Here is a 12252-nt window from a genome sequence, read left to right as displayed (position 1 = left end):
GCGCGACCCCGGCACAACAGTCATGACGTGCACCTGACATGCCAAGGCCCGCGTCGGCCGGCGATCGACGCGCTCCGTCCGGGGGCCGGCCGCCCCGGGACTGCACAGAGCATCGGCCGTGCCGCCGGTGCGCGGCAATCCGTAGCGGTACCCAAATATTTGCCGCCGTTCCGGCAACAACATCTGCAGAAAGCGGAGTTCGCGATGTCAGGCACAGGCCGGACGCGCCGCTACTCGGATGCCCGGGGCTTCGTGGTCGTCGTGGCCAGAGCGTCAGCGAGTTGGGTCCTGCTGCTGATCCCCAGTTTGCGCAGGGCATTGGCAACGTGGTGCTCGACGGTGCGGGGGGAGAGACTGAGCTGCTCGGCGATGGCCCGGTTGAGGAACCCCAGGGCGGCGAGGACGGCGACCTGGTGTTCGCGGGGGGAGAGTTGGTCGCCGTATCCGACGGGGCCGCGCTTGTTGGTACGGGTGAGCCCGTGGTGGCGCAGCAGGCGGTTGCAGTTGCCGCTGTCCCAGGTCGCGCCGATGCGCTCGTAGATCTCCAGCGCCCGGTTGCCGAGCTCCTGTCCTCGCCCGCGGTCGGCGGGAAGCACGCAACGGGCGGCGCCCTGCAAGGCGTATCCGGCTTCGAGCGGTCTGCCAGCCTCGGTCCAGGCACGGGCGGCCTGGATGAAGAGGATTTCGGCGGCCTCCGGGTGCCGGCCGGCTTCCGTGAGGTGGGCGCGGCAGGTGAGGAGGGCGGCGGTGGCGGCCGGGGCGTCTCGTCCGTCGATGCCGTGTGCGAAGTCTTCGACGAACCGCTGGGCTTCGGGGTACCGGCTGGTTCGGATGAGGGCTTCGACGGTGGTGGGGGCGAGGTCGGTGGCCCAGAGCCATCCTCCGGTGCGGCGGATGTGACCGAGGGTTTCCGCGGTGGCGGCCTGGGCGTGGTCGGGCCGGCCGGCGGCGAGGTGGATGCGCGCGAGGGCTGCGGCGGAGGTGGGCAGGACGATGCCGGTGTCGAGCTGGGAGGTACGGGCGGCGTTCGTCAGGTCCTGGCGCGCGGTTGCGGTGTCCCCCTGCTGATGGAGGGCGAGCAGGCCGCGGACGAGGAGGGCCTCGGCCGCGAGGTCACGGATCTGGGAGTAGAGGTTTGCCGCGCGCTGTGCGCGCTCGGCGAGCCCTTCCCAGTGGCCGGTGGTCCAGCCGAGGAGGAGGTGGGCGGTTTCGGCGAGTCCCGCGAGGTAGGGGATGCCGTTGCGTTCCAGGAATTCTTCCGCCTGGGCGAGGTGGTCGTGGGCGGCGGCGGGGTGGCCGAGCGCGGTGGTGGCGTGGGCGAGATTGACGCGTGCGCGGGCGAGCTGGACTTCCTCGGAGGCCGACGCAGGGGTCCGGGGTAGGGCTGCTGCCGCGTTCCAGGCTTCCGGGTCGCCGGTGAACATCAGGACGGTGGCCCGGTTGACGGCGATGGCGGTGCGCTGGACGGGATCCGTGATGCGCGGGAGGAGTGCTTCGGCGCGCTCCAGCCATCCCAGGTGCTGGGCCAGGGGCCATCCCTGGACGGAGGGGAAGGCGATGATGGACATGGCGCGGGCCGCGAGCTCGGGGGCGGTGTCGGTGACGTCGTCGGCGGCCCGGGCGAGCTCGGCCAGCCCGGCCGGTCCGAGACCGGCCTGGTTGCGCATGAGGGTGCCCAGGTAGAGGCGTAGCTCACCGGCTGCGGGGCGGGGCGGGGCGTCCTCGGTGAGCGTCCGGCGCAGGGCGGGGATGATGGCGTCGTCGGGCATCGCCGATAGGGCGGCGTTGCCGAGTTTGAGGCCGAGGCGGATCCGGGCGGTGGCGGAGGGGTGGTCGTTCAGCGCCGTGAGGTAGTGGCGGGTGGCGGTGCTGGTGTCGCCCTGGGCGGTGGCGCGGTCGCCGGCGGCTTCGGTGTAGCGCAGGTAGGCCTTGCTGCGTCCGGCCTGCTGGTAGTGATGGGCGATCTGGGCGAGCGGCGGTGGCGAGATGTGGGTGAGGACGGCTTTGGCCGCGCGCAGGTGCAGCGGGCGGCGTTCGAATTCGCAGATGGCTTCGTAGGCTGCTTGGCGGGCCAGGGAGTGGCGGAAGTCGAGGGCTCCGGGGGCGGCGGGGTGCAGGACGCCGTGTTCGAGGGCCATGGTGACGGCTCGGCGGGTGTCGGGTTCGCTCAGGCCGGTGATGTCGGCGAGCAGGTCGACGGTGACGGGGCGCGCTGCCACGGCGGCGGCGGCGATGACGTCGCGGGCCTGTTCCGGGAGGAGCGCCAGACGTTCCAGGAGCACGCGCCGCACCGGGGCGGGCAGGATGATCGTGCCGTCGGCGTCCGGGGCGCTGCCGTCGTCGTCGGTGAGCAGCCGGATCACTTCTTCGATAGCGAAGGGGATGCCGGCGGTGCGGCGGTGCAGGCGTTCGGCGAATTGCCTGGACGTGCGGTCCGCGCCCATCAGTTGAGCGGCCAGCTCTCCCGTCTCCGCTGCCGTCAGGGGAGCCAGGCGGACTTCGTGGACCTGTGCGCCGGACAGCCACGAGGCCGGTCCACGGTGGCTGGCGGCGTAGGGAGCGTCGTCCCGGTCGGTGAGGACGACCGTGAGGTCGGCGGGCAGGCGCGTGGTCAGGACCCGCAGGAACTCGCGGGTGCTCGCGTCGGCCCAGTGGACATCGTCCAGCACCAGGACCGCCGGGTCTATGGACCGGAGCAGTGCGTAGATCGCTCCGTGCAGGCAGTAGGCCTCGGCCGGCGCGTAGCTGATGACGGACAGCGCCGGCGGCAGGAAGCCGGCGAGGTCGGGCAGGAGACGTCTCAAAGCGCCCGCGATGGCGGGTACCTCGCGCAGAGCGCTGGCGGGGAGACAGTTGAGGGCGGCGATGACCGGTGCCAGGACGGGAGTCTCCGCCATTTCGGAGCACTGCCCGATCAGGTGCGGGAGGCCCCTCAGTTCAGGGGTCCGCAGGAGCTCCTGGACGAGTCGGGTCTTGCCGATGCCGGCCTCGCCGGTGATGACGATGATGCTCGGCGGCTGCGCCGCCGCCCGGGACAGGGTCGCGAGCTGGGCTGTGCGTCCGATCAGAGGGGTGTGGACGGGGATGGGCCGTGGTGCGTGCACGGGTGGCTGGCTCTCCTGGGGGTGGTACGGGCAGATTCGCCACGCGGGGGCTTGGCCGCACTGCCCGTACGGGCCCGCCCCCGCGGGGCCCGTACGGTGTCTCGGTGTCAGCGGTGTTCTGGGGATCAGCGGCGCTCTGACAGCTGCTGCTCGTAGAGGCTGGTGGGTGCTACCGCCTTGCCGGGGCTGACGATGGTCCCGAGTGCGGGCGGGGTCGGGAGGTCGCCGTCGTGCTTGCCGGCGACCCGCTCACCGGTGATGCCGTAGGCCCAGTTGTTGGCGGTGGGCGGCGTCAGGATGGCGTACTTCGCGGCCTTGGTGTTCCAGAACATGTTGTTGGCGCCCTGCCAGCCGTGGCCGGTGCCGCCGTCCCAGGCGTTGGCGGCGATGAACGCGCTGTCGGTGCTGTTGATGGTCAGCTGGTCGTAGAGGGTGCCCGAGGCCCAGCGCATGTGCGGGCCGGCGTCGACCTGACCGCGGCCCGTGAGGGACGTGGCGGTGGAGCGGGTGAAGACGTTGGGGCCCGCCGCGAAGGCCTGGGTGGTCCAGGCGTGGACGCGGTCGCCGGTGACGGTGGTGTCGCGGACCAGGACCTGCTGTCCGCCGACCATGAACGCGGGCGGCGGGGCCAGCCCGTCGGGGACGGCCATGTTCAGGTCGGCGGCCCGCTCGATGGTGACCCGGCTGGCGTTGTCGTTGACGTAGAACCCGGACCCGAAGCTGGTCAGCTTCACGTCCTTGACCCACACGTCCCGTGCGGCGCCGATCGTCACCAGGCGGGAGGCGAAGGCGCCGGCGTCCTTGTTCTTGCCGTCCTCGGGCCGCCCGTAATCGGCGTGCAGGGAGAATTCCTCCGCGTCCGCGGCCAGGTTCTCCACGCCCGCGTTGGTAACCTGGCCGTCGAGGGTGTAGTGCCAGGCGGTGCCGCCGCCGTACTTCTTCTCGATCGCGGTCGTGATCGGGGCGTCCAGGGTGAGGGTCTTCCCGGAGACGGCCACGACGGTGCGCACGGCGAGGATGCCCGAGTTCGGCGTCCAGGACTCCCCGCCGGGGATCTTGTTCATGCCGATCGCGTTGATCCACTCCTGAGTGGTCGGGCGCTGGACCACGATCCGCTCGCCCGCCTTGAACGAGGAGGCGTCCTGGAGCGTGACCTTGGTCGCGCCGACGGGCACGTCGCCCTCGATCGAAACCCGCTGTCCCGTCCGGGTGTAGTCACCGTCGCCGCCGATGGTGATCAGCGACCCGGGCACCCCCTTGGCCTTAAGGAGGGTTCCTCCCTTGCCGAGGTCGGTGCCGGAGCCGCGCAGGACTACTCCGTCCGCCAGCTTCAGCGAGGCGGTGACCCGGAACTTCCCCGGTCCCAGGAGGACCGCGCCCCGCACACCGGCAGCCGACGGCTTCAGCTTCGCGGCCTTGTCCAGGGCGGCCTGGATGCGGGGGGTGTCGTCGTCACCGCTGTCGCGTGCGTCGACTCGTCCGACGACGGCAGCGTCGGGCAGGGCGACGCCGCCGCCCTTGTAGCCGGCCGACGAGAAATCGGGGATGCGGTTCTTGGACGTGTCCGGCGTGTAGGACAGCTTGCCGTTGACCAGGGCCAGGGAAGGCACCTTGGCCGTGCCCGGCTGCGTGGCCTGTGCGGCCTGCTCATCGCTTTGCACCCACACGACCGCCGTCGTCGCGAGCGCCGCGACCGCGCAGGCGGCCGTGATGCGGCCCGCGCTCATCGTCCTGCTGTGCCGCCCCTTGCCCTTCCGGTCCGGTGTCTGCTTCTTCGTCCGCCTGGCGCTCATCGCGCTGCTCCTCAAAAGTGGTGCGGTGTCCCGCAAGCCCTACAACAGGAAATCGTAGGTCCAATAGAAAATCTAGCCGTAAATTCTTTGGTGATCGAACCGTTATGGGCGCGAATCTTCGGCGCTGGGGTGCCAGGCCCCCGCTTAGGAACGGCGCGCCACACCTGGTCTCCCCTCGGACCTGCCGGCCCGGTACTGCTGTGGGGCACGGGCCGCCGGGATTGTTCATGGCCCGGCAGCCCGTGCTGTGTGCCCGTCCCGATGCGCTGCGCTGGGGCAGCGCCTCCCCATGGCTGTTTCGGGGCGAGCCGCGAAGGGGGCAGACGGCTGTCGGGCCGGCCTGCCGGGGTCAACAGGTCAGAACTGCAGGGACCAGCTGTTGATGTAGCCGGTGTCCTCGCCGGCGTTGTCGGTCACGCGCAGGTTCCAGGTACCGTTGGCGGCCTCGCTGGAGGCGTTAAGGGTGTAGGTGCCCTGGACGTTGTTCGTGCCGTCGTCGCCGTTGTAGTCCTTCAGGCGGTAGGCGCTGCCGTCGGGGGCGACGAGCTCGACGCGAAGGTCACCGCGGAAGGTGTGGCGGATGTCCACGTTCACCGCCAGGGCCGCCGGCGCGTTCCCGCTGACCCCCGAGACAGTGACCGGCGAATTGACAGTGGTGTGGTCACTGATCTGGTAGTCCGCCGTGTTCTCGAACTTCGGGCCGCTCGGCGGCGGAGTGGTGCCACCGCTGTTGACGTAGAGCAGCTTGTTCGGGGAACCGGTTTTGGCGTCGGTGACCTTGTTGGCGGTGGCGTCGGCCACGAGCTTGTCGCGGACCTGCGCCGGCGACCAGGACGGGTTGGCCGCCAGGACCAGGGCGGCCGCTCCGGCCACGTGCGGGGAGGCCATCGACGTGCCCTGGTCGACCTTTGTCGCCGTGTCGCTGGAGTTGGAGGCCGAGGTGATGTTCACGCCCGGGGCGAACACGTCCAGGCACGCGCCGTAGTTGGAGAACCAGGCACGGGCGTCATTGCTGTCCGTCGCACCCGCTGTGAGCGCGTTCGGCGTTGACGCCGGGGAGCGGGTGCAGGCATCGGTGCTGCCATTGCCGGCCGCGACCGCGTAGGTGATGCCGGAAGCGATCGAGTTGGTGATGGCATCGTTCATCGACTGGGTCTTGGAGCCGTCGATGCTCATGTTCGCTACGGCGGGCTTGGCCGCATTCCGGGTCACCCAGTCGACTGCGGCGATGATGCCGGAGTCGAAGCCCGACCCACCGCAGTCGAGGATGCGCACACCCACCAGCTTGATGCCCTTGGCGACCCCATATGCGGTGCCCCCGACGGTGCCGGCGACGTGGGTGCCATGACCATGACAGTCGGAGGCGTTGGAGTCGTTGTCGACGAAGTCGTAGCCGCTGACCGCCCGCCCGCCGAAGTCCTGATGCGTCATACGGATGCCCGTGTCCAGGACGTACGCGGTGACGTTCGAGGCGGTACTCGGGTAGGTGTACTTCTTGTCCAGCGGCAGGTCCCGCTGATCGACACGGTCCAGACCCCAGGTCGGGTTGGTCTGCGTCTCGGAGACGCGCGCGATACCGTCCACCTCCACACGCGCCACCGCCGGGTTCGCGGCAAGCCGCTTGGCGGCGGCCTCCGGCAGACGGATGGAGAAGCCGCGCAGAGCGTCGGTGTACACGTGACCCAGCGTGCCGCCATGCCCGGCCGTCAGGTCCCGTGCGTGGCGCTCGACCTCGCCGCGTCCGACCGAAGTGTTCAGGGTGACGATGTAGGAGTCCTTCACCACGTCGGCACGCCCCGCGCCGACGATCACGCCCTCGCCCGAGGGCGTGGGGGTCGCGCTCACTGCCGTACCCGCCCCGACCAGCAGGGCAACACTCGCGAACCCTGCGGCAACAGCGCGCAGGCCCACAGCGTGGGAACTCATGCAGATTCCTCCTCGACGACTGTCCGGACCGCGCCGGCCCGGCAACCATGGAGCAACCCCCCACCTGCGGGGCAGGCCGGAAACAGGGCGCGGCAGTCTGGCGAGGCCACCGCGATCCGAACCGTGCCATGGGGCCGACGACCATCCGGTCCGTGCCCTGTAACCCCCGCAGCGAGGGGCAGGCACGACCGCAGAAGCCCCCATGCGGTCATGCCTGCGCTCGACGGCTACTCCTCTGGGGGGAGGCTCCACGGCACATCCGGTCACCTGAGAAAGCGGCCGAGGTGTGGCGATGGACGAGCCACCGTCGAACCCCCAGAGCATCGTCCGCAGAGGTGGAATCAGACAATCCGTAGCGCTACCTAAAAATTTCCGGCCGAGCCCGCGGCACCCATGCGAAGGAGGCGTCCTTGAACGGCCCGTAGGCCCTACGTGCGAGGCGCGCAGCAACAGGACCACAGTCCGCGTCACGACCCCTGCTGTACCCGGCCGCGCCTCAGCTCCTCATCTTCCTCCGTGCGTCCCAACGTCCACCGAGCCTTGCCCTGGGTCGCCCAAGGCTTGCCCACGTTACCGACGAAGGGTTGCCCAACCCGTCAGGAGGCTTGCCCGGAACGGAAGCGGGAGCGCCAGCTGCGGGCCTTCTCGGCAGTCTCGGCGGCCTCCTGCTCCAGGCGGTCGCGCTCTGCCTGGTCCGCGGCCGCGACCATTTTGGCCTCGCACGGCTCGCACAGGGTCGGGTGCCACCGGCGGCTCGGCTCCGGGGACAGCTGGGTGTTCTCCCAGCGGTCGTTGTCGAATTTCATCCCGCAGCCGGCGCAGGCAGGGCGGGCGGCCTCGCGCTCGGCCCTCTTATGCTCGGCCGCGCGGCGTAGCTGCTCCTTGTACTCCGCCTGTTGTGCCTTCATCCGCTCTGCCCGGCGGGCGAGGACGGCGTCCCGGCGGGGGTTGCCGATCGCGTCGCGCAGCGGCTGCATGGGGGTGCGGCCGAAGCGGAGGAAGCCCGGGCCGTTGGGGCCGTGCTCGCGCAGGTTACGCAGGCCGGTCGCGATGATCGGAATCTTCCTGTCGTAGCTGCTGAACCCGTCGGCCGGCTCGCCCGCCCACAGCGGCCGGGTGAGCTCCTGCAGCCGCGGGACGGTACGGTTGGGGTCGCGGGCACCGATGTGGTTGAAGACGATCAGGACGGGCGGGTGCGGGGCCTCGCCGTAGTCGACGGCGCGGGCGAGCCAGCGAGTGCGCCACACCGGCTTGTCCTTGCCGTCGGTGTCCTTGATCGTTCGCTTGAAGAACCGGTGGTACTTCGCAAGCTTCGCCGCGATCTCCTCGGCGGTCTCGTGGCAGTTGTCGACCTCGATGAACAACAGCGGGATCCCATCCTGCGGGGCAGTGAGCACGATGTCGGCCTGGGCTCCGCCCTTCCCCGGAGCACCCCAGGTGCCGGTGGCCGGCAGCGGGACCTCCGTCGCGTACGAGGCGATCGTCCCGACGCCGGGGGTCGCGTCGACGGCGGCCTGGGCGGCCGCCTGGGCTTCGGCCGGCTCCGCGGTGAGCAGCTTCAGGTCGGGCTTGGGCCGGAGCATCGCGATGACGGTTTCGTTGACGGCCATGGGGTGGGTGGCCCCGCTGGAGCCCGCGCCGCGGGCGGTGGAGCCCATCTCCGTCAGCGGGCGCCCGAGCTCGTAGGAGGCGGCTTCGGCGGGTCGCTCATGACGGCAAGGCCAAGTCTTCCGCTGGTCTAGCGGTTGACCTGCCTGCTCAAGCCAAGGCGAAGGCCGCTAGCTACGTGGCGGTTGTCCAGGACGAGAAGGCCACTCCAGAAGCGGTCGCCGAGGCGTATGAAGCGGTTCAGGCGCTCATTGCCGAGACGGTCACCGCGGACCCGGAAATTTCGATTCGGGAGCAGAGGACACGTTTCACCAAGGCGATCACTACGACGGTGAAGAGCATCGAGTCCATTGATCCTGATGACCTGGTCGCCGTCGCTGACGACGATCTCCGGGCTGCCGTGGCCGCCGTGCAGAAGCAGATCAACGACCTAGCCGACCTCATTTCACGCCCGTGATGATGTCCAGCGCCAGCTGGGCGACGGTGGCCGTGGATCCCCTGCACGTGTTGCAGGATCCACGGCCGTCGTAGCTCACGGCTGGTTCTGAAACCGATCACCCCAGACCCGCAGTGATGCCGATGACACTCACTGCTATGGCCCGCCTGCTCAGCGGCGAACTGTCTCTCAATCGCCCGGACGGATCCGGTTCTGCGTCAGGCGGTTGATGACCTGACTCGGCAGACACCCGTGTTCTGTCATTGTTGACCGGACGTACTGTCGCAGCGTCTGGTCTGCCTGGATGCCTGTGGCGCTGGTGAGTAGATCGCTCCATACGGTGGAGATGTCGCCGGCGATCTGTTCGATGGTCTCGGTCGAGGCGAGGTAGACGTTCGCGTTGGCGGCCGGGGCATGCTGCGGATCGACGGCGAGGCGGTTGGACACGATGATCGCTGGACTGCCAGCGGGCGGGTGATCCATGGTGCGGTCGGCCGCCAGCTGGTCGAGCTGGGTGTTGGCTTGTCGGATGTCATGGAGTGGCAGCAGGCCGTCGGAGTGCTGTTCGGACTTAGCTTCGATGGTCATCCAAATTGCGGTACCCCATACCCAGGCCGAGTCACATCGCCCCTGTCCCTTGGGCTTGGATGCCTCAGCGCCGAGAAACGAGCCGAGGGCCGTAAGCCCTCCCTCGTAGATCGTTGAGTCATCTTGGGCCAGCGCCTCACGCATCTTCTGTAGAGCATCCGCGACGCGATTCGGGCGGAGGCGTCCCCTGAGACGCGTCGCGATCGCGTTCACGCTGACCACGTCCATGCTTGTGAGGGGGACTTCCTCGGTTCCGGGAAGCTCCGGCATCTCCTTGAGCCAGATTCCACGTACGTCTGACGCGGCAGCCGCCTGGCGCACGAGCTCCCGCGCACGTGCTTGCTGGATCTCATCCTCCGCTCCGAGATGCAGCCAGACACCCGATAGATACAGCAGAAGGCCCCGATAGCCGCGGGTGCTCTCACCGCCAGCACCGACACGTCGCGCTGCCTCCTGAAGCTGCTCGCTCGCTGCGACCAACTCGCCTTGGAAGGCCAGGTGGCAGGCGTCGACCTCGGGGCCGGCCGAGTTGCCCAGCGCGTCCGCACCGGGCGACTCGACCTTCAGCGCGTCCTGCCGGAACTCCGCCACCAGAGGTTCGCCGTCTTCCCGCCAGGCACTCTCGTGCTCGAGGAACATCTCAACGTTCTCGATGACCTCGTTCGGATCGGCACCGCGACTGTTCTGCCAGCCGAACTCCACCTCCGCCTGCAACTCGGGCTCAAGCGCTGCACGGTTCTCAGGGCGACTGAAGTACCTCGTGATGTCTGATCCGAGCACCACGACGACTGCATAGTCGTTGGGGCCGCGGGTACACCGACCGGCTCCCTGGACGATGCGTGTGCGTAGGCGCTCGGCAAGCGCGGCGTTCGCTTCAGCCCGTTGGCTGAGGAACTTCTCCTGCAGACCGACCGCGTCCGGTTTCCCACCGAGCACCACAATCCGGCACGCTTCGCCTGGAAGGTCCAAGCCGTCGTAGCGGTTCGCCAGTCCGAGCACCCCCGTTGGCGCCTTAGCGAATACGTCGAGTCCCTGCTCGACGTCGTCCCGCCCCAGAACCGGCACGCCGTCGGCTGCGAGTACCGATGCAAGAGCCTCCGTCTTCGCCAACGTCTCTTGGCTCAACACCAGAGCCTTGTTGGTGACTCCGACGATCCGCCGAGCCAGACCGAGAGCATCCCCACCCGCTGCTAGGTCGGGAAACACGAAGAGTCGACGGCCGGAGCGCGGTGGAGTCTTGGTGGGCAGCGGCATCCTGTCGATCTGAGCACGACCGAACGCTCGCTCTAGGTCACCTCCGGCCCCGAGGGTTGCCGAGAGATAGATTCGCTGCCCGGCGCGCGAGAAGATCCGATTCTCGAACGTCGGCGGCATCATCGGACGGATCTGTATCCCGCCGTACGACAGGTACACGCAGCACGAGGCCAAGCCCGCCCGGATCATCGCGAATTGGAACTTATACGGCTCCGGAAGTGCCGCAAGCACAGCATCGAGCTTCGAGAGCACCATTGGGTTGATGGCAGGAAGGAGCAGTCGAACCTGGTGGTGTGCGCCGGGGTCCGGCTCCCCCCGGAGTCGCTGGAGCAGCAGCCCAGATAGGAACGGGGCCAGTGCGCCGAGGACCGCTTCGTAAGCTTCGCCGTCCCTGTGGCGGTGGATGGTGACACCGTATTCCGCGCCGACGAACTGCTCGCCGGCATGCGCATCGTCCAGGACGATCAGGCGCGGCTCTGGAAGTTTTGGTCTGCTGTTGAAGATTGCGCTATAGGTGGTGATGCCGATGGCTTCGGCTCCTGCCACAGCACTCTCTTCGACGAGGTCCCAGCTCCTGTGGCCTCCGATGAGCAGGTGACTGGGCACACCCTCGCGGCGTGCCGCCGCAAGTACCTGCCGCGCCAGCTGCTTGGTCGGAGTCGCATAGATGACAGGGCCTTCGCTTCTCCGACGCACCCACTCAGCAAGCAGGAGCCCGGGAATCGTCTTGCCGGTTCCCGTAGGGAGTTCGAGCGCGAGGTCAGCCGTCTCGAGATGGCGCTCGGCGTACGCGCGGATGACATCCCCTTGGTGCACCCAGAGTGCGTCGACCGCTGCGGTAGTCCGAGGCAGCGTGCCGCTGAGGTAGAGCTCCTCCGGAGAAGGGAACTGCTGCTGGGTGCGCTTGTTCTTGCCTTGAAACGCCAATGTCTGGCTCCCGTCTGTGGTTGTCGAACCATAGGACCCATGGCCGGTGGGCTGGCTGGCTTGCAGAGTGGCTTCCGGGGCGCGAGCCAGGGTATGTCGGGGTGTCGGCCTGACTGACGCCGTTTGGGCCGGGTGGGAGCGCATTCGGCTTCAGGCCGTGGAGCCACCCCGGACGTAAGGCGGAATGGTGATGGTCCCGTCCTTGGTTCTCCGTTGGTGCTCCCTCACCGTGTACAGAGAAGGGGACTGGCGTTTCCGGTCCCTGGGTACGGGATCGGGGAACGGTACGAAGTCCTCGGTGCCCTCGGTGAGGTCCTGCTCCTTGGCGAGACTGATGAACACGCCGGCCGCGACGACGAGGGCTGCATTGCCGCCGATGATGATGATTCGCTTGTTCCTTTTGAACAAGTTCTTCAACGTATCGGCGACGGAGGTGGACTCGCCGTCCCCGGAGGTGGTCTGGTTCGGCATGGAGGCGTTCACCCGCACAGACCTACCGGACTCACCCCTCAGCTGTCAGGCAATCAACCGACACCGCCCGATCAAGTTCAGTAGCAGGTGGCTGAACGGCAGGCAACCCAAAGAGGCCGCATGGGTGAGACGTGGGTCACTCGGT

General features: G+C 68.6%; 7 protein-coding genes. 1 reads left to right on the top strand and 6 read right to left on the bottom strand.

The features are described 5' to 3' along the window. Nucleotides 1-230: 230 nt before the first annotated feature. The 4 genes from ACZ4XJ_RS37210 to ACZ4XJ_RS37195 form a co-directional block, all read right to left on the bottom strand. Complete coding sequence (locus ACZ4XJ_RS37210; protein ID WP_468498865.1) at nucleotides 231-3104, bottom strand: AAA family ATPase; 2874 nt, start codon at nucleotides 3102-3104, stop codon at nucleotides 231-233. A 125-nt stretch (nucleotides 3105-3229) separates the two neighbouring features. Next, on the bottom strand, nucleotides 3230-4897 hold the full coding sequence (locus ACZ4XJ_RS37205; protein ID WP_468498864.1) for a hypothetical protein: 1668 nt from the start codon (nucleotides 4895-4897) through the stop codon (nucleotides 3230-3232). A gap of 357 nt (nucleotides 4898-5254) precedes the next feature. Then, entirely contained in the window at nucleotides 5255-6823 is a 1569-nt protein-coding gene (locus ACZ4XJ_RS37200) for a S8 family serine peptidase (protein ID WP_468498863.1), read from the bottom strand. 596 nt (nucleotides 6824-7419) lie between these two features. After that, complete coding sequence (locus tag ACZ4XJ_RS37195) at nucleotides 7420-8481, bottom strand: replication-relaxation family protein (RefSeq protein ID WP_468498862.1); 1062 nt, start codon at nucleotides 8479-8481, stop codon at nucleotides 7420-7422. A gap of 128 nt (nucleotides 8482-8609) precedes the next feature. Between ACZ4XJ_RS37195 and ACZ4XJ_RS37190 the strand changes: the two genes are divergently transcribed. Next, nucleotides 8610-8888 (top strand): hypothetical protein, encoded by a 279-nt coding sequence (locus tag ACZ4XJ_RS37190; protein ID WP_468498861.1) that lies wholly within the window; start codon nucleotides 8610-8612, stop codon nucleotides 8886-8888. Between the two features lie 168 nt (nucleotides 8889-9056). Here the strand turns inward: ACZ4XJ_RS37190 and ACZ4XJ_RS37185 are convergent, their stop codons facing one another. Further along, nucleotides 9057-11636, bottom strand: coding sequence for a DEAD/DEAH box helicase (locus ACZ4XJ_RS37185; RefSeq protein WP_468498860.1), 2580 nt, complete (start codon nucleotides 11634-11636; stop codon nucleotides 9057-9059). A 150-nt stretch (nucleotides 11637-11786) separates the two neighbouring features. Next, entirely contained in the window at nucleotides 11787-12107 is a 321-nt protein-coding gene (locus ACZ4XJ_RS37180) for a hypothetical protein (RefSeq protein ID WP_468498859.1), read from the bottom strand. Nucleotides 12108-12252 lie beyond the last annotated feature (145 nt).

It is taken from the genome of Streptomyces sp. NPDC029836 (assembly GCF_055574495.1).
The sequence above is the reverse complement of the archived record's forward strand: the minus strand, read 5'-3'. Positions and strand labels throughout refer to the sequence as shown.